The organism is Pseudomonas sp. PGPPP4 (assembly GCF_002256045.1).
GTDB lineage: Bacteria > Pseudomonadota > Gammaproteobacteria > Pseudomonadales > Pseudomonadaceae > Chryseomonas > Chryseomonas oryzihabitans.
Genome location: NZ_NKID01000014.1, coordinates 35956 through 55193, shown reverse-complemented (window position 1 = coordinate 55193; position 19238 = coordinate 35956). Strand labels below are relative to the sequence as shown.

Here is a 19238-nt window from a genome sequence, read left to right as displayed (position 1 = left end):
CGACGCGGCGGGCGGTCGTGGCGGATGCGCGAGTGGTGCGTCAGAGGAAGGGTGCGAGAATCTGCGGCATGCCGGTGGCCGCGGCCAGCTGGCCGATGACGAAGCGGTCCAGCAGATTGATCACGATGAAGGCGAAGATCGGCGACAGATCCAGGCCACCCAGGCTGGGCAGGATACGGCGGAAGGGGGCCAGCAGCGGCTCGCAGATCTGGTTGACCAGTTCGGCGGCCGGATTGTGGGTCTGGGGCGCGACCCAGGAGAGGATAACGCTGACGATCAGGGCGAAGAAGAACACCTTGAGGAACAGCGAGGCCACGCCGAGCAGGGCCCAGATCAGCAGGGCGGGGAACAGGCCGCCGATGCTGGCGCCGAGCAGCACCACCACGACCATCATCAGCGCCAGCTGGACCAGCACGGCCAGCACCAGGGCCGCCAGATCGACGCCGCCGAAGCCGGGAATGATGCGCCGTACCGGCTTGAGCAGCGGCTGGGTGGCGCGCACGGTGAATTGCGACAGCGGATTGTAGAAGTCGGCCCGGACCAGCTGCAGGATGAAGCGCAGCAGGATGATCAGCAGATAGAGACTGCCGAGGGTCTGGATGACATAGACGAGAGCTTGCGCGAGAGCGGACATGGATACTCCTTATCGATCCGGCAACTGGGCCAGTTCCGCAGCCCGGTCGGCCGCGGCGGTGAGGGCTTCTTCCACCAGGTCCTCGAAGGCCCCGGCTTGGAAGGTTTCGATGGCGCGCTCGGTGGTGCCCTTGGGGGACATCACCGAACGACGCAATTGTTCGGGGCTGCGGTCACCCTGGCAGGCCATGGCGGCGGCGCCGCGGGCGGTGTGCAGGGTCAGTTGCTGGGCGACCTCGGCCGGCAGGCCGAGCTTGGTGCCGGCCTGGGTCATGGCTTCCATCAGCAGGAAGAAATAGGCCGGACCGCTGCCGGAGACGGCGGTGACCGCGTCCAGCTGCTGTTCTTCCTCGACCCACAAGGCCAGGCCGACCGCGGCGAGGATCTCTTGGGCCCGGGCACGCTGCTCGGCGCTGACCTGGTCATTGGCGAACAGGCCGCTGGCGCCCAGGCGCAGCTGCGAGGGCACGTTGGGCATGCAGCGCACCAGCGCGCGCTGGCCCAGCCAACGGGTCAGGCTGGCGCAGGTGATGCCGGCGGCAACCGAGACTATCAGCTGGTCCGGGCGCAGATGGGGGGCAAGCTCCTGGCATACCTCGCCCATGACCTGGGGCTTCACCCCCAGCACCACCACGTCGGCGTCGGCGAGCACGGCGCTGTTGCTGGCCTCGACGCGGATGCCGTGCTCCCGGGCCAGGGCTTCGCGCTTGGCCGGATTGCGATTGCTGGCGCTCAGCTGCCGGGCCGGCACGCCCTGGGCGAGCAGGCCGCCGATGATGGCACCGGCCATGTTGCCGGCGCCGATGAAGGCGATGCGGGTGTCGTTCATCGAGACTTCCTAGGTTGAAGAGGCGGCGCCGTAGTCGCGGGCGCCAAAGAGGGCGGTACCGACGCGGACCCAGGTGGCGCCCTCGGCGATGGCGGCTTCCAGATCCTGGCTCATGCCCATGGACAGGGTGTCCAGGCCCAGGTTCAGGGCTTCGCTCAGGGTGCGCAGCCGGGCGAAGGCGGCGCGCTGGCTGGCCGGGTCGTCGGTGGGGTCGGGAATGGCCATCAGGCCACGCAGGCGCAGGTTGGGCAACCCGCTGACCGTGGCGGCCAGGGCCGGCAGTTCGTCGGGGTGGCAGCCGGACTTGCTGGCTTCGCCACTGACGTTGACCTGCAGGCAGATGTTCAGCGGGCCGCGCTCGGGCGGGCGCTGCTCGGCCAGTCGCTGGGCGATCTTCAGGCGATCCACCGAATGCACCCAGTCGAAATGTCTGGCAATGGCGCGGGTCTTGTTGGACTGGATGGGGCCGATGAAATGCCACACCAGGGGCAGGTCGGCCAGCGCCGGCTGCTTGTCCAGCGCCTCCTGCAGATAGTTCTCGCCAAAGTCGCGCAGCCCGGCTACGGCGGCCTCGCGCAAGGCGGCGGCGGGCTTGGTCTTGCTCACCGCCAGGAGGCCGACAGTCGCGGGATCGCGGCCTGCCGTCCGGCTGGCGGCGGCGATGCGTTCGAGTACGGTTGCGCTATTCTCGGCTATCGTGGACATTCAGCCCCTGCTTGCGTCGGCGCATCCGGCAGGCCTCGGCGTACCGGATGAGTGAGTGGCGGTGACCAGGTCAGACCGCCAGTGCTGCGCGGCATTCTACCTGCTTGCTCGACATCTGGGAGTCCCATGGATATCACCGAATTGCTGGCCTTTTCCGCGCGGCAAGGCGCCTCCGACCTGCACCTGTCCGCCGGCCTGCCGCCGATGATCCGCGTCGACGGCGACGTGCGCCGCATCAACCTGCCGGCCTTCGAGCACAAGCAGGTGCACGCGCTGATCTACGACATCATGAACGACAAGCAGCGCAAGGACTTCGAGGAATTCCTGGAGACCGACTTCTCCTTCGAGGTGCCGGGCGTGGCGCGCTTCCGGGTCAACGCCTTCAACCAGAATCGCGGCGCCGGCGCGGTGTTCCGCACCATTCCGTCCAAGGTGCTGAGCATGGAAGAGCTCGGCATGGGCGAGGTGTTCAAGAAGATCACCGACGTCCCGCGCGGCCTGGTGCTGGTGACCGGGCCGACCGGCTCGGGCAAGTCCACCACCCTGGCGGCCATGCTCGACTACCTCAACAACACCAAGTACCACCACATCCTCACCATCGAGGACCCCATCGAATTCGTCCACGAATCCAAGAAGTGCCTGGTCAACCAGCGCGAGGTGCACCGCGACACTCTGGGCTTCTCCGAAGCCTTGCGCTCGGCGCTACGCGAGGACCCGGACATCATTCTGGTGGGCGAGCTGCGCGACCTGGAGACCATCCGCCTGGCGCTGACCGCGGCCGAGACCGGGCACCTGGTGTTCGGCACCCTGCACACCACCTCGGCGGCCAAGACCATCGATCGGGTGGTGGACGTCTTTCCGGCGGAAGAGAAATCCATGGTGCGTTCCATGTTGTCCGAATCCCTGCAGGCGGTGGTTTCCCAGACCCTGCTCAAGAAGGTCGGCGGCGGCCGGGTGGCGGCCCACGAGATCATGATCGGCACGCCGGCCATCCGTAACCTGATCCGCGAGGACAAGGTGGCGCAGATGTATTCCTCGATCCAGACCGGTGGCGGCCTGGGCATGCAGACCCTGGACATGTGCCTCAAGGCGCTCTTGGCCAAGGGCCTGATCAGCCGCGACGCGGCCCGCGAGAAGGCCAAGACGCCGGAGAACTTCTGATGGATTTCGACAGGTTCCTGCAGCTGATGGTGGACAAGGGGGCGTCCGACCTCTTCATCACCACCGGCGTGCCCCCTTCGATGAAGATCAACGGGCGCATGACGCCGGTCACCAAGGACTCGCTCACGCCCGAGCAGTGCCGGGCCCTGGTGCTGGGGGTGATGAACGACGAGCAGCGCCAGGAATTCCAGCAGAAGCGCGAGTGCAACTTCGCCATCAGCGCCCGCGGCATCGGCCGCTTCCGGGTCAGCGCCTTCTACCAGCGCAACCTGGTGGGCATGGTGCTGCGCCGTATCGAGGTCAACATTCCCACCGTCGAGCAGCTGCGGCTGCCGGAGATCATCAAGAAGCTGGCCATGACCAAGCGCGGCCTGGTGATCTTTGTCGGCGCCACCGGCACCGGCAAGTCCACCTCGCTGGCGGCCATGATCGGCCACCGCAACAAGAACTCGGCGGGGCACATCATCTCCATCGAGGACCCCATCGAGTACATCCACCAGCACCAGGGCTGCATCGTCACCCAGCGCGAGGTGGGCATCGACACCGAGTCCTTCGAGGTGGCGCTGAAGAACACCCTGCGCCAGGCGCCGGACGTCATCATGATCGGCGAGATTCGCAGCCGGGACACCATGGAGCACGCCTTGGCCTTCGCCGAGACCGGCCACCTGTGCCTGGCCACCCTGCACGCCAACAACGCCAACCAGGCGCTGGACCGCATCATCCACTTCTTCCCGGCCGATCGGCACAGCCAGACCTGGATGGACCTGTCGCTCAACCTCAAGGGCATCGTCGCCCAGCAACTGGTGCCCACTATCGATGGCCAGGGCCGCCGCGCGGTGATCGAGGTGCTGCTCAATACCCCGCTGGTCGCCGACCTGATCCGCAAGGGCGAGGTGCACGAACTCAAGGCGCTGATGAAGAAGTCCGGCGAGCTGGGCATGCAGACCTTCGACCAGTCGCTCTACGGGCTCTATCGCGATGGCGAGATCACCTACGAGGCCGCCCTGGCCCACGCCGATTCCGCCAACGACCTGCGCCTGATGATCAAGCTGGGTTCGGAAACGGATGCCGATCACCTCAATCAGATCACCCGCAACCTCTCGGTGGACATGGGCGACGAGCCGCCCAAGCGCTTCCGCTAGCCTTCGGCTGTGCTGCCGGCCGCCAGGGCCCTGGCCTCGCGCAGGGCGGCGACCAGGGCTTTGCGCGCCTGGTCCTGCTGCTCGGCATCCGGGGTACGCAGGATGTAGGAGGGGTGATAGGTGGCGATGATCCAGCGCTCGTCCAGTCGCAGGGGTCGGCCCATGAATTGCGCCAGACCCCTTGGCTTGCGCTTGAGCAGGGCTTCCAGGGCGGTCGAGCCCAGGGCCACCACCACGGTCGGCTGGATGTCGCGCAATTCCTGCTCCAGCCAGTAGCGGCAGGGGGCGATCTCCGGTCCCGGGGTGACGTGCTTGCGTCTCCTGCCCTGGGGAATCCACTTGAAGTGCTTGACCGCATTGGTGAGGAACACCTCGCTGCGCTCGAGGCCGGCTTCGGCCAGCGCTGCCATCAGCACCTGCCCGGCCGGGCCGACGAAGGGCCGGCCCGCCAGGTCCTCCTGATCGCCAGGCTGTTCGCCCAACAGCAGGATGCGCGCGGTGCGCGGGCCTTCGCCGGCCACCGGTTGGGTGGCCTTTTCCCACAGCTCGCAGCGACGGCACTCGTCGAGGGTGGTGGGCAGCGGGCGTTCGGGCTGGGCGCGCTCGGCCGCGATCAGCACCTCGCGACCGCTCTGGCGGCCGACGGCCTCGGCCTGGGCCAAGCGCTGGGCGCCGGCCCGCGCCTCGCTGAGCAGCGCCGGGATCAGCGGCCCTTCCGGCAGATCCTTCCAGAAACGCGCCGGCATGTTGCCCCTCAGGGTGCGTGGATTGGCCCGCGCCGGATTGAAGGTGCTGCGGTAATAGGCGCGCCAGAGTTCGTCGCCGGCGTTGCGGTCGTCGTCTTCCGGCGTCTGCCGGGCCAGGCGCTGCAGCTCGGCGGGGCAGGGCTCCACCAGTTGCAGCGCCTGACCGTCCCAGAGCGCGGCGGCTTCGGGGGTCGCGATCAGCCAGCTGCTGTTGCCCATGCGGTCGCAGAAGTGCGGCGCCGCCAGGGCCAGGACGTCGTGGGCCGGCTGGTGCCAGGCCACCCAGGCCGGCGGACCGGCGCTTTCCGCGCGTGGCCGAAAGCGCAGGAAGGCATGCACATGGTGGATCTCGCGGCGGATCGCCTTGACCCGGCGCTGCAATTCGCTGCCGTCTTCGTCACCGGCCAGCATCGCCGCACGTTCGCCGCGGGCGACGCGCCAGAGCACCTGGTAGAGCAACGCCCAGCGATCGTCGCTGCGAAAGCAGGCAGCGTAGCTCAGGGCTTCGGCCAGTTGCGGCGGGATGCGTATGGCGCCGCTGGGTGGGGGCGCCACGGCTGCGGCCGGTTCGTCGAACAGATCGCCCAGGCCGCGACTCTCCTGCCAGCTCACCTGGGCCGGCGGGATACCGGCCTGTAGCAGCCGCCGTGCTTCCTTGCGCCAGCCGGCGAAGGTGCCGTCGAAATCGACTCTCTGCATCTAGAGCAGGGCGAGCTGGGCGGGCGGTTCGGCCAGCTGCCGGCGCAGGTCCAGGGACTCGGCCAGGCGCGGTTGCGGGCGATAGTCCTGGGTGACGATGAAGGGGCGCGCCTTTTCCACGCTGCATTTGAGGCGGATCAGGTCGGCGTAGCGGATGCGTCGCTCGCGTCTGAGCTCCACCAGCCGCTTGGCCGAGAGCACGCCGATGCCGGGTACCCGGGCGATCAGCGCCTGGTCGGCGCGATTGAGATCCAGCGGGAAGATGGCGCGATTGTGCAGCGCCCAGGCCAGCTTGGGATCCACGTCCAGCGGCAGCTGGCCGTCTTCGGTGGGCAGTTCCTCCGCCTGGAAGCCATAGCCACGCATGAGGAAGTCGGCCTGGTACAGGCGGTGCTCGCGCAGCAGCGGCGGCGGTTGCAGCGGCACCGTGCCCGGGCTTTCCGGAATGGGGCTGAAGGCCGAGTAGTAGACGCGCTTGAGGCGATAGGCGCCATACAGCGTCTGGGCGGTATCGAGGATGGTGCGGTCGTTGGTGGCATCGGCACCTACGATCATCTGGGTGCTCTGGCCCGCCGGCGCGAAACGCGGCGCCTTGGCTTCGGCCTCGGCTTCTTCCAGTCCCAGGCGGATATTGCCCATGGTCTTGCGAATGCTGCTGCCGTTCTTTTCCGGCGCCAGCTTGATCAGGCTGCTCTCGGTGGGCAGCTCTATGTTGACCGACAGGCGATCGGCATAGAGACCGGCCTGGGCGATGATCTCGGGATCGGCGTCGGGAATGGTCTTGAGGTGGATGTAGCCGCGGAACTGGTGCTGTTCGCGCAACAGCTGGGCCACCCGGGTCATCTGCTCCATGGTGTAGTTGGAGGAGCGGATGATGCCGGAGCTGAGGAACAGCCCGCTGATGACGTTGCGCCGGTAGAAGTCGAGGGTCAGCTGCACCACTTCCTCGGGCGTGAAGCGCGCCCGCGGCACGTTGCTGCTGCGGCGATTGACGCAGTACTGGCAGTCGTACTGGCAGAAGTTGGTCAGTAGCACCTTGAGCAGCGCCACGCAGCGCCCATCGGGGGTGAAGCTGTGGCAGATGCCCATGCCATCCGTCGAGCCCAGGCCGTCCTTGCCCTTCGAGCTGCGTTTGGGCGCGCCGCTGCTGGCGCAGGACACGTCGTACTTGGCGGCATCGGCGAGAATGATCAGCTTGTCGGCGAGCTCCATCGAGATCTCCTGGACTGTGATTGCATACAGTATCCAGGAAGCGGAGCGTCGTTCAATGGCTTTGCGCCGGGCGGCGCCGAGTGGAGCGACACTCCGCCGGGCGGTAGTGCCCGGCGGAGCGAGGAGGAGGGATCAGGACTTGCGGGTACGCTTGGTACGCGGCTTGTCCGCGACGGGATCGGTTTCCGCCGCCAGGGTGGTGGGCTGCTGCAGTACGCGCTTGGCCGAGGCGAAGCGCTTGGTCCAGTAGGGCTTGCTCAGGTGATCGACGCGCACGCTCTCGCCACTGCGCGGGGCATGGACGAATCTATCGTTGCCCAGGTAGATGGCGACGTGATCGATACCGCTGCGCTGACCGGTCTTGAAGAACACCAGGTCGCCGGCCTTGAGATCGCCACGGGCGACCTTGGGACCTTTGAGCTGGGCCAGTTCCCGGGAAGTACGCGGCAGCTTGACGTTGTGCACGTCGCGATAGACGTAGTTGACCAGGCCGCTGCAATCCAGACCGTTCTGCGGATTGGTACCGCCGAAGCGATAGGGCGTGCCGACCAGGTCCATGGCGCGGGTCGCCACCTGGGCGCCGACGTTGCGGGTGGCAGCCTGGGCGGTGGCCTGTTTGCGGTGCAGGGCGCTGGTCGCACGGGCGGCGCGCTTGGCGCGGGCCGCGGAGGCTGCCTGGGTATGGTCGACGCTGGCAACGTGGCGAGCGGCGGCCTTGGGCGCGGGAGCAGCGGCGGCGTGCCGGGCGGTCTTGGGAGCTGAGGCGGCGGTGACATGCCGGGCTGCGACCTTGTGGACCGGAGCGGCAGTGCGCGCTGCAGAGTTCTCTTTCGCTTGCACTGCCGCGGGCAGTACAAGACAGGCGGAGAGCCATGTCAGAAGAAATAAACGCATTGTCGTAGGGGTGTCTGAAGATCGAAGCGAGGGATTCTATACCAACCCTGTGGATATTTTGTGCACCTCTCATCAAGAAATTATGTAATTTTTAGCGGAAAGTGAGGTCCCTTGAGCGCCAACCAGTGAGACTCCCTGGGCATTCATCCAGTTTTCGACATAAAGTCACGGTGAAGGTAAGGGTGTAGGTAAGGCGGGTCTTTTCCTTCAGTCGCGAGGTAGTAGGCATGCGGTATCAGGACACCCACAGCAAGGTCATGGGCTATCTGCTGTGGATCTTCGGCTTTCTCGGCGCCCACCGCTTCTACTATGGCAAGCCGGTCACCGGCACGATCTGGTTCTGCACCCTGGGCCTGCTGGGCATTGGCTGGCTGATCGATCTGTTCCTGATCCCGGCCATGGACCGCGAGGCGGATCTGCGTTTCCAGTCCGGTTCGCTCAACTACAGCCTGGGCTGGATCCTGCTGACCTTTCTCGGCATCTTTGGCGTGCACCGCCTCTACCTGGGCAAGTGGATCACCGCCATCCTCTATTTCTTTACGGCGGGTTTCTTCCTGCTGGGCGTGCTCTACGACTTCTGGACGCTCAATTCGCAGATCTCCGAGGAGAATCGCCGGCGGCTGGTGCGCTAGCGTCGGCTGGATGGCAGGAAGAAGGGGCTCCATGGAGCCCCTTCTTCTATTCAGGCGTCACGGCGGTAGGTGGTGCGGCCACCCACCAGGGTGCGCTCGATGCGGCCCCCCAGGGTGAGGCCCTGGAAGGGGCAGTTGCGCCCACGGGACAGCCAGGGCGTGGCGGCCTGGGCGGTCGGCTGCTGGGCGAACAGCACCAGGTCCGCCGGCAGGCCCTTGGCCAGGCGGCCCGCCGCGAGGCGCAGGGCCTGGGCCGGGCCGCTGGTGAGGCGGGCCAACAGGGTCGGCAGATCCAGCAGGCCGTCGTCCACCAGGGTCAGGGCCAGGGGCAGCAGCAATTCGACACTGCTGATGCCCGGCTCGGTGGCGGCGAAAGGGGCCAGCTTGGCATCCGCCTCGTGGGGCTGGTGATGGCTGGAGATGGCGCCGATCACCCCGTCCCGTACCCCGGCGCGCAGCGCGTCGCGATCCCGCGCGGTGCGCAGCGGCGGCTTGACGTGATAGAGACTGGAAAAGCCCTGCAGGGCCTCGTCGGTGAGCAGCAGCTGGTAGAGCGCCACGTCGGCGGTCACCGGCAGGCCGCGTGCCTGGGCGGCAGCGATCATCTCCACCGCGCGGGCACTGGTCAGCTGCCCGAAGTGGGCGCGCACGCCGCTCTGCTCCACCAGCAGCAGGTCACGCGACAGGGCGATGGTCTCCGCGGTCTCCGGGATGCCGGTGAGCCCCAGGAAGCTGGCGGTGGGACCTTCGTGGGCCAGGCCGCCGTGGGCCAGCTCGGCATCCAGGGCGGTAAAGACCACGGTGAGGTCGAAGGTGGCGGCATATTCCAGCGCGCGTCGCTGCACCCGCAGATTCTCGAAGGGCTGCAGGCCGTTGGTGAAGGCCACGCAACCGGCGTCGCGCAGGGCCATCAGTTCGGCCAGCTGCTCGCCGGCGAGGCCCTTGGTCAGGGCGCCGATGGGATGGACGCGGGCGTGATCGGCGGTACGCGCCCGGTCGAGGATGAGTTCGGCCACCGCCGTGGTGTCCAGCACCGGGCGGGTGGTGGGCGGGCAGCAGAGGCTGGTGACGCCACCGGCCGCGGCGGCGCGGGTCTCGCTGTCGACGTTGCCCTTTCGGGTCAGGCCCGGTTCGCACAGGGCGACATCCAGGTCGACCAGGCCGGGCGCCAGGGTCAGGCCGCTGGCGTCCAGCTGCTCGTCGGCCTGGAAGCCCTGGGGCGCCTCGCCGAGGGCGAGGATGCGACCCTGGTCGACATGGACGTCGCTGATCTGGTCGAGACCGGTGGCCGGGTCGATCACCCGGGCATTGCGGATGCTCAGGCTCACTGCGCATTCTCCTGTAGCTGACGCTGGGCCGTCTGCCCGCTCATGGTCATCGACAAGACCGCCATGCGGACCGCGATGCCGTAGGTGACCTGGTTGAGGATGACCGACTGCTTGCCATCGGCGACCGCGGATTCGATCTCCACGCCCCGGTTGATCGGCCCGGGGTGCATGACAATGGCATCGGGCTTGGCGCGCGCCAGGCGCTGGCGGGTCAGGCCGAACAGCCGGTAGTACTCGCCTTCGCTGGGCAGGAGGCCGCCCTGCATGCGCTCGCGTTGCAGGCGCAGCATGATCACCACGTCCACGCCGTCCAGGCCCTCGGCCAGGTCGGTGAAGGTGCGCACGCCATAGAGTTCTTCGAGGCCGACCGGCAGCAGGGTGCGCGGGGCGATCACGCGGATGTCGCGGCAACCCAGGGTGCGCAGCGCCAGCATGTCGGAGCGGGCGACCCGCGAATGCAGGATGTCGCCGACGATGGCCACCGACAGGTTGGCGAAATCGCCCTTGTGCCGGCGGATGGTCAGCATGTCGAGCATGCCCTGGGTGGGGTGGGCGTGGCGCCCGTCGCCCCCATTGATGATGGCCACATCGGGGCAGACGTGTTCGGCGATGAAGTGGGCGGCGCCGGAATCGGCGTGGCGCACCACGAACATGTCGGCGGCCATGGCCTCCAGGTTGCGCAGGGTGTCGAACAGCGTCTCGCCCTTGCTGGTGGAGGAGGTGGAGACGTTGAGGGTGATGACGTCCGCCGACAGCCGCTTGGCCGCCAGTTCGAAGGTGGTGCGGGTGCGCGTCGAGTTCTCGAAGAAGACGTTGCACACGGTCTTGCCGCGCAGCAGCGGCACCTTTTTCACTGCCCGGGCACCGACCTCGAGAAAGGAGTCGGCGGTGTCGAGCAATTCGGTGAGGAGTTCGGCGGGCAGGTCGTCGAGTGACAGGAAGTGGCGCAATTGGCTCTGGGCGTTGAGTTGCAGCGAACGCGTAGCGTCGGTCATGGCGGCAGATCCAGGTCAGGCGGCGGGGACGTCGCGGTATTCGAGGGCGAGCGGCGTGGGGCCGGTCAGCTTGACGCGCTGGGTGGGGGCCAGGGTCAGGGTGGCGCCCACCACGTCAGGCTGGATCGGCAATTCGCGGGCATTGACGTCCAGCAGGCAGACCAGGGTCACACTGGCGGGACGGCCATAGTCGAAGAGTTCGTTGAGCGCTGCGCGCACGGTGCGGCCGCTCATCAGCACGTCGTCCACCAGCACCAGGTGGCGCCCGTCGATCTCGAACGGCAGGGCCGAGGGGCGCACCTGGGGGTGTAGACCCTTCTGGGTGAAGTCGTCGCGGTAGAAGGAGACGTCCAGGCTGCCCAGCGGGGTGTCCAGGCCGAGTTCGGCCAGCAGGGCCTCGGCGACCCAGAGGCCGCCGGTGTGGATGCCTACGAAGCCGGGGTCGGTGATGCCACGGCGATCCAGCGACAGGCGCAGGTCGGCGGCCAGCCGCGGCAGGAGCTCGGCGGGAGAGGGCAGGTGCATGGCTACTCCGATTGCGGGCGCGCGGCCCGTTCCAGTTGTTGGGTCAGCCAGCCTTCCAGGAGAAGGGCGGCGGCAAGGGCATCCACCGGGCGCTCGCGATAGCCGTCGCGCTGACCGCCCTGCAGGCGCTCGCCCTTGGCGGCATAGGTGGTGAGGCGCTCGTCATGGGTATGTACGGGCAGGCCGTAGCGACCCTGCAGGCGGCGGGCGAAACGTTCGGCGCGTTCGCTCATCTCGCTGGGCGTGCCGTCCATGTTCAGCGGCAGCCCGACCACCAGGGCGGTGGGCCGCCACTCGTCCAGCAGGCGCTGGATCTGCTGCCAGTCGGGCACGCCGTTCTGCGCCTTGAGGGTGAGCAGCTCGCGAGCCTGGCCAGTCACGGCCTGGCCGACGGCGACGCCGATCTGCCGGGTGCCGTAGTCGAAGCCCAGGTAGAGACCGCTGGGCGCGCTCATGCGTGGCCCGCCTGGCGCGAGAGCAGGCGCAAATCGACCCCCAGCAGGGCGGCGGCCGCGCCGAGGCGCTGCTCGCTCGGCGTCTCGAACAGCAGGGCGCTGGTGGCCGGGGTGGTGAGCCAGAGATTGGCGGCGAGTTCTTCTTCCAGCTGGCCGGGACCCCAGCCGCTGTAGCCCAGGGTGATCAGGTGGCGGCTCGGGCCGGTGCCGTCGGAGAGGGCGAAGAGCACGTCCGGCGAGGTGGTCAGGCTCAGTTCTTCGAGTTCCAGGGTGTTCTGGAACACCGGGCCGGCGTCATGCAGGACGAAACCGCGATCGGTCTGCACCGGACCGCCGGCATAGAGCACGACCCGGGTGTCTTCCGGGGTGGCCGGTATGTCCGGACGCAGCTGTTCGAGCAGGTCGTCCAGGTGCAGGCCATTGGGCCGGTTGATCACCAGGCCCATGGCGCCGTCCGGGCCATGGTCGACGAGGTAGATCACCGTCTCGGCGAAATTGGGATCGTCCATCTGCGGCATGGCGATCAGGAGCTGGTGCTGTAGGGTGGTGCTGGAGGTCGGCTTCATGACCGGCAAGTTTCCCGGTTGCGCGGTCCGGCTTCAAGTCCAACGGCGTCCCGGGCTATTGACTGGACAGGCGGTCGCCGCGCTCGAAGCGCCAGGTGCGGATGATCTCCAGGCGGTCGATGTCGGCCAGATCGCCGCTGAAGGGGGCGAAGGGCGCCGCCAGCCGGACGATGCGCAGCGCCGCCTGATCCAGTACCTGGCGCCCCGAGGACTCCAGCACCTGGACCTCGTAGAGCGAGCCGTCCTTGTTGATGGACACCAGCAGGCGCAGGCTGCCGTAGAGGCGGTCGCGCTTGGCCTGTTCGGGGTAGTTGAGATTGCCGATGCGCTCGATCTTGCGCCGCCATTCTTCCTTGTAGCGGGCGCCCTTGTCCTTTTGCGTCGAGGCGGCGTTGATCCGCCAGATCTTCGGCCGCTTGGCGTATTGCTGGCGCTCTTCGGCGAGCTGGGCCTCCAGGCTGGCGAGTTCGGCGGCCTGGCTGTCGGACTCCGGTGCCGGCGCATCGCGCTGCTCCCGCTCGGGGGTCTCGCGACTGGGTTCGGCCTTGGTCGGCCGCGCGGCGCGGGTGGTCACCGCCGCCTTGGGCGCCTGGGCGCGATCCGCCGCGGGCGGGCGGGCCGGAGGCGCGGCTTGGCGGATCTCGCTGTCGTGAAAGGGCGCCTGCACCGGGGTGCTCGGGGCCGCCGCCTTGTCCAGGGTGCCGCTGCCCTGCTGGTTCTCCTGGGCGAGGAAGTCGGCCTGCTTGGGCGCCTCGTCGCTCTTGAAGCTGGCCAGCGTCACCTCCAGGGTACGACTGATCTGGGTGGGCTCGGGCAGCGAAAAGCCGACGCCTAGAATCAGCACGACGTGCAGCAGGGTCGCGATGAGCAGCGTGAAGCCCAGGCGGTCGGCGGGACGAACCTGGCTGGCGGGGGAGGAGGCGGTGCTGGGCATTGACTGGGTCGGCAAGGGCAGAGGACGCGCGGCAGGGCTGGCGCCAGTCTGCGGATTGTGTCCGCGGTTGTCCATGCCGCCACGGGCGGCACGGACCCTCGCCTCAGCCCGCGCGTTGCTGCGCGATCACGTCCATGAGGCGCTCGGCGATGCGGGTGTCATAGGCCGCATCGATCTCGCGGATGCAGGTCGGACTGGTGACATTGATCTCGGTCAGGTGCTCGCCGATCACGTCCAGGCCGACAAAGAGCAGGCCGCGCTTGCGCAGTTCCGGGCCCACCGTGGCGGCGATCTCGCGATCCCGCGGCGACAACGGCTGGGCGACGCCACGGCCACCGGCGGCCAGGTTGCCGCGGGTCTCGCCTTGGGCCGGAATGCGCGCCAGGCAATAGTCCACGGGTTCGCCGTTGATCATCAGGATGCGCTTGTCGCCGTCCTTGATGCCCGGCAGGTAGCGCTGGGCGATGATCTGCTGGGTGCCGTGGGCGGTCAGGGTCTCGAGGATCACCGAGAGATTGGGATCCCCTTCGCGGTGGCGGAACACCGAGCTGCCGCCCATGCCGTCCAGCGGCTTGAGGATGACGTCGCCATGGGTGCGGGCGAATTCGCGGATGATGTCGGCGCGGCGGCTGACCAGGGTCGGCGGCGCCAGCTCGGGAAACAGGGTGGCAAAGAACTTCTCGTTGCAGTCGCGCAGGCTGGCCGGGCGATTCACCACCAGGGTGCCGCCACGCTCGGCCTGCTCCAGCAGGTAGGTGGCATAGACGAATTCGTTGTCGAAGGGCGGGTCCTTGCGCATCAGGATCACGTCCAGTTCGCGCAGGGGCAGGTCGACGTCCTCGCCAAAGGCGAACCAGCGCTCCGGATCCTGGAACACGTCCAGCTGCCGACCGCGACCGCGGGCCTCGCCATCGACCTGGTACAGGTCCTGAATCTCGAAATAGTGCAGGGTCCAGCCGCGCGCCTTGGCCGCCCACAGCATGGCCATGGAGCTATCCTTCTTATAGGAGATGCGTTCGATGGGATCCATGACGATCCCCAGGCGGATACTCATTGACGCTAGACCTCGGTTGTACGTGGGCAAGGCGTCAGAATAGCCCTTCGATCCCCTCCAGTGCCAATGCTTGCGCGATCGTCGTGGCGGGCGGGCCGGCGGTCCGCCACCAGGGGATCTGCGTGGTACGTCACGGTATTGTGTGCTACAAAGAGGCGCCGCCAAAGTGCCCGGATCGACATCATTCACGTTTCCTCGACGATGAGCTGGTAGCTTGAACATGGAACAGTATTCGGAAGGGCTGAAGGTCATGGTGATCGACGACTCGAAGACGATTCGTCGGACCGCCGAGACCCTGCTCAAGAAAGTTGGCTGCGAGGTCATCACCGCCATCGATGGATTCGATGCGCTCGCCAAGATCGCCGATAGTCATCCCCACATCATCTTCGTGGACATCATGATGCCGCGACTGGATGGCTATCAGACCTGCGCGCTGATCAAGAACAACAGCGCCTTCCGCGCGACGCCCGTCATCATGCTGTCCTCCCGTGACGGACTCTTCGACAAGGCCAAGGGTCGCATCGTCGGCTCTGACCAGTACCTCACCAAACCCTTCAGCAAAGAAGAGCTGATCGGTGCGATCAAGACCCACGTCCCCAGTTTCACTCCGCTCGAACAAGCGTCCTGAGTGTCCTGAGGCGGGCGATTCAATCTAGTAGGAAATTTTCATGGCTCGAATTCTGATCGTCGACGACTCTCCCACCGAGATGTACAAGCTCACCGCCATGCTGGAAAAGCATGGGCATCAGGTGCTCAAGGCCGAGAACGGTGCCGACGGCGTCGCCCTGGCCCGCCAGGAGAAGCCGGATGCGGTCCTCATGGATATCGTCATGCCCGGCCTCAATGGCTTCCAGGCCACCCGGCAGCTGACCAAGGATGCCGAGACCAGCCACATTCCGGTGGTCATCGTCACCACCAAGGACCAGGAAACCGACAAGGTCTGGGGCAAGCGTCAGGGCGCCAAGGACTACCTCACCAAGCCCATCGACGAAGACACCCTGCTGCGCACCCTGGCGGGTGTCCTGCAAGGCTGAGGTCTTTCGTCCGTTTCTCGCGGCAGCGCCCCACTGGGCAGGGAATCCTATGAGCGACGCCTCCACGCCCTACGAACTCTTGCGCCTGATCGACCTGCGCTGCCGCGAGCGGGCGGCCGGCCTGCCGGCGCAGCAGGAAAACCAGCGCAGCTGGAGCGGTATCGGCTTTCGCCTCGGTGAATTGCGCTTCGTGATTCCCATGGGCGAGGTCAGCGAGATCCTGCCGGAGCCGCGTTTCACCGCGCTACCCGGCGTCAAGCCGTGGCTCAAGGGCGTGGCCAACGTGCGCGGTCGCCTGCTGCCGATCGCCGACCTGGGGCAATTCCTCGGGGTGAAGATCCAGGCCCTGCGCAAACAGCGGCGCATCCTGATCGTCGACCATGGCGACCTCTTCGTCGGATTGGCGGTTGACGAAGTCCTGGGGATGCAGCATTTCGACATCGAGGCCTATCGCGAGCACGCCGACAGCGTGCCGGCGGGCCTGCACTTCTTTCTGGAAGGTGTCTTCCAACGCGACGTGCCCTGGCTGGTCTGCAGCCCGCGCGCCTTGGTCGAGCATCCCGAGTTCATGGACGTCGCGGCCTAGCGGGTCGGAGGTCCGGACGCTGCAAGGCGGATCGGGGTCGGGATGGCAGGAGCCGTCGCCGACGGGTGGGGGTAGGGCGACGAGCACCGGCTTCAAGCGAACCGGTCCGGCGACCGACAAGGATAGAACTAAAGGAACCAAGGTCCAGGCGGGGGCCGCTGATGAACAAACTCAATACCGGGAAACTCAACGCGTGGGTCGCGGGCATGTTCGTGGTGCTGATCGTCGCGATCGTGCTGCTGTTCGCCAACTTCGCGTACCTGGGCACCCAGACCAACTACGACAACCAGTACCAGGGCCAGGCCACCGAGCTGCGCATCCTCTCGCAGCAGTTGGCCAAGAGCGCCAGTGAGGCCGCGACCGGCAAGGCCGAAGCCTTCAAGGACCTGCGCCAGGCCCGTGCCGAGTTCGAGCGCCGCCTGAACATCCTGCGCAGCGGCGATCCGCAGACCGGCTTGCCGCCGTCGCCAGCAATTCTGGGTCCGCGGCTGGATACCTTAGAGTCCCAGTGGGAGACCCAGCGCAAGCAGGTCGATACCATGCTCGGCAGCGAGCAGACCGTGCTGTCCCTACACCAGCTGTCCGGCGCCCTGGCCGACACCATTCCCCAGCTGCAGGTCGAGAACGAAGAGATCGTCGACATCCTGATCGAGCGCGGCGCGCCCGCCAGTCAGGTGGTGGTGGCCCAGCGTCAGGCACTGCTCGCCGAGCGGATCCTTGGCGCCATCAACAAGATCCTCACCGGCGACGAAGCCGCCGTGCAGGCGGCCGACAGCTTTGGTCGCGACGCCAGTCTGTTCGGCCGGGTGCTCAAGGCCATGCGCGAAGGCAATGCCTCCATGGGCATCGCCAAGATCACCGATCCCGAGGCGGTCGGCCGTCTGAACGAAGCCAACAAGCTGTTCGAATTCGTCTCCGGCAACGTCGACGAGATCCTCGCGACCTCGCCCGAACTGCTGCAGATCCGTTCCGCCGTGGGCCTGATTTACCGCGGTTCCCAGGCGCTGCTCGGTTCCGCCTCGGACCTGAGCGCCGGCTACGCGTCGCTGGCCCAGAGCCGCAAGATCAACACCGTGGGCAGCTACCTGCTGGTATTCATCGCCCTCGGCGCCATCCTCTGCATCGGCTACATCCTGGTCCGCGACACCCGCCGCCGCCTGGCCGAGACCGACGAGAAGAACCAGCGCAACCAGACTGCCATTCTGCGCCTGCTGGACGAAATCGCCGACCTCGCCGACGGTGACCTGACCGTGCAGGCCACGGTGACCGAAGACTTCACCGGCGCCATCGCCGACTCCATCAACTACTCCATCGACCAGCTGCGCGAACTGGTGGAGACCATCAACCAGACCGCCGTCCAGGTGGCCGCCGCCGCCCAGGAGTCCCAGGACACCGCCACCGTGCTGGCCGAGGCCTCGGAACACCAGGCCCAGGAAATCGCCGGGGCTTCCGCGGCGATCAACGAGATGGCCGTGTCCATCGACCAGGTATCCACCAACGCCTCCGAATCCACCGCGGTGGCGGAGCGTTCCGTGGCCATCGCCAACAAGGGCAACCAGGTGGTGCACAACACCATCATCGGCATGGACAGCATTCGCGAGCAGATCCAGGACACCGCCAAGCGGATCAAGCGCCTGGGCGAATCCTCCCAGGAGATCGGCGACATCGTCGGCCTGATCAACGACATCGCCGACCAGACCAACATCCTGGCCCTGAACGCCGCCATCCAGGCCTCCATGGCCGGTGATGCCGGCCGCGGCTTCGCCGTGGTCGCTGACGAGGTCCAGCGCCTCGCCGAACGTTCCTCCGGCGCCACCAAGCAGATCGAGGCTCTGGTCAAGGCGATCCAGACCGACACCAACGAAGCGGTCATCTCCATGGAGCAGACCACCTCGGAAGTGGTGCGCGGGGCCGCCCTGGCCCAGGACGCCGGTGTGGCCCTGGAAGAGATCGAGAAGGTATCCCAGAGCCTCGCCGGACTGATCCAGAACATCTCCAATGCCGCGCGCCAGCAGTCTTCGTCCGCCAGCCACATCTCCAGCACCATGAACGTGATTCAGGAGATCACCTCGCAGACCTCGGCCGGCACCACCGCCACCGCGCGCAGCATCGGCGAACTGGCCAAGCTGGCCAGCGAGATGCGGCGTTCGGTCTCGGGCTTCAATCTGCCGAACGAGCAGCCGCTGGGCTGAACACTGCGGCCACATCGCGGTGTGGCGAGGGGGAGACGGGGTGGGGGAGTCGAGTTGGGCGTTGCGCCGTGCTCCCGAGCTGCCGGATGCGGACTTCGAGCGTTGGCGACAGTTGCTGGAAACCCGTGCCGGCATGGTGCTGGACGATCGCCAGCGCAGCTTTCTGCAGATCCAGCTGGCCGCGCGCATGCGCGAACTGGCGATCGCGGACTACGACAGCTACTACCAGATCGTCTGCGCGGGCATTGGCGGGCGCATCGAATGGGTGCGGTTGCTTGATCGACTGACCATCCAGGCTACCCGCTTCTTTCGCCATCCACCGTCCTTCGCGCTGCTGGAAACCTATGTGAACGAGTTCGCCAAGACCGCCGAGGGCGATAGTCTGACCCTCTGGAGTCTGGGGTGTGCCAGTGGCGAGGAAGCCTTTTCGATGGCCATCAGCACCGCCGAAGTGCTCGCGCGGCAGGCGCGCGCCCTGACGTTCGCCCTGACCGGTACCGACATCAGCAGCGAAGCCCTGCGCCAGGCGCGGCAGGGGACCTACAGCCTGCAGCGGCTCGCTGGAGTGCCTGCCGGCCTGCGCGAGCGCTATTTCCGTGCTCAGGCGGACGGCAGTTTCGAAGTCGTCGCGGGCCTGGCGGAGCGACTGTGCTTCGCCCGACTCAATGTGCTGGAGCTGGGGCAGGCCCCCTTGCAGGGGCTCAATGTCATTTTTTGTCAGAACTTGCTGATTTATTTCCGCCGCTGGCTGCGTCGAGACCTGCTCAACCAGCTGGTCCAGCGGCTTGCACCGGGTGGGCTCTTGGTCCTGGGTGTCGGTGAGGTGAGCAATTGGAGCCACCCGCAACTGGTACCCGTCGATCATCCCGAAGTCCTGGCGTTCACCCGCCAGGTAAGCCCCCCGGCATGACAGGAG

The 19238-nt window shown here is 67.0% G+C and carries 21 protein-coding genes; 8 read left to right on the top strand and 13 right to left on the bottom strand.

Features of this window, described 5'->3' with window-relative positions; all coding sequences use genetic code 11:
• Positions 1 to 40: 40 nt before the first annotated feature.
• From CFE50_RS20255 to CFE50_RS20245, 3 genes are read right to left on the bottom strand one after another with little or no spacing between them, the layout of a single operon-like run.
• Complete coding sequence (locus CFE50_RS20255; protein ID WP_007161663.1) at positions 41 to 634, bottom strand: YggT family protein; 594 nt, start codon at positions 632 to 634, stop codon at positions 41 to 43.
• Between the two features lie 9 nt (positions 635 to 643).
• A complete protein-coding gene (proC, locus tag CFE50_RS20250) occupies positions 644 to 1462 on the bottom strand; it encodes a pyrroline-5-carboxylate reductase (protein ID WP_286737063.1) in 819 nt (272 codons plus the stop codon).
• Between the two features lie 9 nt (positions 1463 to 1471).
• The gene (locus tag CFE50_RS20245) at positions 1472 to 2167 is read right to left on the bottom strand and encodes a YggS family pyridoxal phosphate-dependent enzyme (protein ID WP_286737062.1); all 696 of its coding nucleotides are present in this window, start codon (positions 2165 to 2167) and stop codon (positions 1472 to 1474) included.
• Between the two features lie 126 nt (positions 2168 to 2293).
• On the opposite strand from CFE50_RS20245, the gene pilT reads away from it, so the two are divergent.
• Both pilT and CFE50_RS20235 read left to right on the top strand, forming a co-directional pair.
• Complete coding sequence (pilT, locus tag CFE50_RS20240; RefSeq protein WP_007161666.1) at positions 2294 to 3328, top strand: type IV pilus twitching motility protein PilT; 1035 nt, start codon at positions 2294 to 2296, stop codon at positions 3326 to 3328.
• Entirely contained in the window at positions 3328 to 4470 is a 1143-nt protein-coding gene (locus CFE50_RS20235; RefSeq protein WP_007161667.1) for a PilT/PilU family type 4a pilus ATPase, read from the top strand. The genes pilT and CFE50_RS20235 overlap by 1 nt, the downstream gene beginning before the upstream one ends.
• On the opposite strand, the gene CFE50_RS20230 is transcribed toward CFE50_RS20235, so the two are convergent.
• The 3 genes from CFE50_RS20230 to CFE50_RS20220 form a co-directional block, all read right to left on the bottom strand.
• A complete protein-coding gene (locus tag CFE50_RS20230; protein ID WP_241807631.1) occupies positions 4467 to 5915 on the bottom strand; it encodes a UdgX family uracil-DNA binding protein in 1449 nt (482 codons plus the stop codon). The two genes, CFE50_RS20235 and CFE50_RS20230, sit on opposite strands and share 4 nt — an antisense overlap.
• Positions 5916 to 7127 (bottom strand): putative DNA modification/repair radical SAM protein, encoded by a 1212-nt coding sequence (locus CFE50_RS20225; RefSeq protein WP_145007638.1) that lies wholly within the window; start codon positions 7125 to 7127, stop codon positions 5916 to 5918.
• 132 nt (positions 7128 to 7259) lie between these two features.
• A complete protein-coding gene (locus tag CFE50_RS20220) occupies positions 7260 to 7967 on the bottom strand; it encodes a C40 family peptidase (protein WP_241807630.1) in 708 nt (235 codons plus the stop codon).
• A gap of 281 nt (positions 7968 to 8248) precedes the next feature.
• Between CFE50_RS20220 and CFE50_RS20215 the strand changes: the two genes are divergently transcribed.
• Complete coding sequence (locus CFE50_RS20215) at positions 8249 to 8653, top strand: NINE protein (RefSeq protein ID WP_007161671.1); 405 nt, start codon at positions 8249 to 8251, stop codon at positions 8651 to 8653.
• A gap of 50 nt (positions 8654 to 8703) precedes the next feature.
• On the opposite strand, the gene CFE50_RS20210 is transcribed toward CFE50_RS20215, so the two are convergent.
• The 7 genes from CFE50_RS20210 to gshB form a co-directional block, all read right to left on the bottom strand.
• Positions 8704 to 9981 (bottom strand): dihydroorotase, encoded by a 1278-nt coding sequence (locus CFE50_RS20210; RefSeq protein WP_241807628.1) that lies wholly within the window; start codon positions 9979 to 9981, stop codon positions 8704 to 8706.
• A complete protein-coding gene (locus tag CFE50_RS20205) occupies positions 9978 to 10976 on the bottom strand; it encodes an aspartate carbamoyltransferase catalytic subunit (RefSeq protein ID WP_286737059.1) in 999 nt (332 codons plus the stop codon). Before CFE50_RS20205 ends, CFE50_RS20210 begins: the two co-directional genes overlap by 4 nt.
• A gap of 15 nt (positions 10977 to 10991) precedes the next feature.
• Entirely contained in the window at positions 10992 to 11501 is a 510-nt protein-coding gene (gene pyrR / locus CFE50_RS20200) for a bifunctional pyr operon transcriptional regulator/uracil phosphoribosyltransferase PyrR (protein ID WP_241807626.1), read from the bottom strand.
• 2 nt (positions 11502 to 11503) lie between these two features.
• Positions 11504 to 11956, bottom strand: a complete 453-nt coding sequence (ruvX, locus tag CFE50_RS20195) for a Holliday junction resolvase RuvX (RefSeq protein ID WP_007161675.1) — start codon at positions 11954 to 11956, stop codon at positions 11504 to 11506.
• Entirely contained in the window at positions 11953 to 12522 is a 570-nt protein-coding gene (locus tag CFE50_RS20190; protein WP_007161676.1) for a YqgE/AlgH family protein, read from the bottom strand. The genes ruvX and CFE50_RS20190 overlap by 4 nt, the downstream gene beginning before the upstream one ends.
• Before the next feature lie 55 nt (positions 12523 to 12577).
• Positions 12578 to 13456 (bottom strand): TonB family protein, encoded by an 879-nt coding sequence (locus tag CFE50_RS20185; protein ID WP_286737058.1) that lies wholly within the window; start codon positions 13454 to 13456, stop codon positions 12578 to 12580.
• Positions 13457 to 13559: 103 nt separating this feature from the next.
• On the bottom strand, positions 13560 to 14510 hold the full coding sequence (gshB, locus tag CFE50_RS20180; RefSeq protein ID WP_286737057.1) for a glutathione synthase: 951 nt from the start codon (positions 14508 to 14510) through the stop codon (positions 13560 to 13562).
• Between the two features lie 220 nt (positions 14511 to 14730).
• Here gshB and pilG point away from each other — a divergent pair, with 220 nt between their 5' ends.
• The 5 genes from pilG to CFE50_RS20155 all read left to right on the top strand — a co-directional run bounded on the left by pilG (position 14731) and on the right by CFE50_RS20155 (position 19232).
• A complete protein-coding gene (gene pilG / locus CFE50_RS20175) occupies positions 14731 to 15138 on the top strand; it encodes a twitching motility response regulator PilG (protein WP_007161679.1) in 408 nt (135 codons plus the stop codon).
• Positions 15139 to 15178: 40 nt separating this feature from the next.
• Complete coding sequence (gene pilH, locus CFE50_RS20170) at positions 15179 to 15544, top strand: twitching motility response regulator PilH (protein ID WP_007161680.1); 366 nt, start codon at positions 15179 to 15181, stop codon at positions 15542 to 15544.
• A 49-nt stretch (positions 15545 to 15593) separates the two neighbouring features.
• Complete coding sequence (locus CFE50_RS20165; protein ID WP_158893609.1) at positions 15594 to 16130, top strand: chemotaxis protein CheW; 537 nt, start codon at positions 15594 to 15596, stop codon at positions 16128 to 16130.
• A 161-nt stretch (positions 16131 to 16291) separates the two neighbouring features.
• Positions 16292 to 18322: a methyl-accepting chemotaxis protein gene (locus tag CFE50_RS20160; protein ID WP_286737055.1), complete on the top strand. Its 2031-nt coding sequence runs from the start codon at positions 16292 to 16294 to the stop codon at positions 18320 to 18322.
• 61 nt (positions 18323 to 18383) lie between these two features.
• Positions 18384 to 19232, top strand: coding sequence for a CheR family methyltransferase (locus tag CFE50_RS20155; RefSeq protein ID WP_286737054.1), 849 nt, complete (start codon positions 18384 to 18386; stop codon positions 19230 to 19232).
• Positions 19233 to 19238 lie beyond the last annotated feature (6 nt).

Bases quoted from the DNA above. Each gene is read 5' to 3' on its own strand.
- CFE50_RS20255 (WP_007161663.1), bottom strand. From the start codon at position 634: ATGTCCGCTCTCGCGCAAGCTCTCGTCTATGTCATCCAGACCCTCGGC.
- proC (WP_286737063.1), bottom strand. From the start codon at position 1,462: ATGAACGACACCCGCATCGCCTTCATCGGCGCCGGCAACATGGCCGGT.
- CFE50_RS20245 (WP_286737062.1), bottom strand. From the start codon at position 2,167: ATGTCCACGATAGCCGAGAATAGCGCAACCGTACTCGAACGCATCGCC.
- pilT (WP_007161666.1), top strand. From the start codon at position 2,294: ATGGATATCACCGAATTGCTGGCCTTTTCCGCGCGGCAAGGCGCCTCC.
- CFE50_RS20235 (WP_007161667.1), top strand. From the start codon at position 3,328: ATGGATTTCGACAGGTTCCTGCAGCTGATGGTGGACAAGGGGGCGTCC.
- CFE50_RS20230 (WP_241807631.1), bottom strand. From the start codon at position 5,915: ATGCAGAGAGTCGATTTCGACGGCACCTTCGCCGGCTGGCGCAAGGAA.
- CFE50_RS20225 (WP_145007638.1), bottom strand. From the start codon at position 7,127: ATGGAGCTCGCCGACAAGCTGATCATTCTCGCCGATGCCGCCAAGTAC.
- CFE50_RS20215 (WP_007161671.1), top strand. From the start codon at position 8,249: ATGCGGTATCAGGACACCCACAGCAAGGTCATGGGCTATCTGCTGTGG.
- CFE50_RS20205 (WP_286737059.1), bottom strand. From the start codon at position 10,976: ATGACCGACGCTACGCGTTCGCTGCAACTCAACGCCCAGAGCCAATTG.
- pyrR (WP_241807626.1), bottom strand. From the start codon at position 11,501: ATGCACCTGCCCTCTCCCGCCGAGCTCCTGCCGCGGCTGGCCGCCGAC.
- ruvX (WP_007161675.1), bottom strand. From the start codon at position 11,956: ATGAGCGCGCCCAGCGGTCTCTACCTGGGCTTCGACTACGGCACCCGG.
- CFE50_RS20190 (WP_007161676.1), bottom strand. From the start codon at position 12,522: ATGAAGCCGACCTCCAGCACCACCCTACAGCACCAGCTCCTGATCGCC.
- CFE50_RS20185 (WP_286737058.1), bottom strand. From the start codon at position 13,456: ATGCCCAGCACCGCCTCCTCCCCCGCCAGCCAGGTTCGTCCCGCCGAC.
- gshB (WP_286737057.1), bottom strand. From the start codon at position 14,510: ATGAGTATCCGCCTGGGGATCGTCATGGATCCCATCGAACGCATCTCC.
- pilG (WP_007161679.1), top strand. From the start codon at position 14,731: ATGGAACAGTATTCGGAAGGGCTGAAGGTCATGGTGATCGACGACTCG.
- pilH (WP_007161680.1), top strand. From the start codon at position 15,179: ATGGCTCGAATTCTGATCGTCGACGACTCTCCCACCGAGATGTACAAG.
- CFE50_RS20165 (WP_158893609.1), top strand. From the start codon at position 15,594: ATGAGCGACGCCTCCACGCCCTACGAACTCTTGCGCCTGATCGACCTG.
- CFE50_RS20160 (WP_286737055.1), top strand. From the start codon at position 16,292: ATGAACAAACTCAATACCGGGAAACTCAACGCGTGGGTCGCGGGCATG.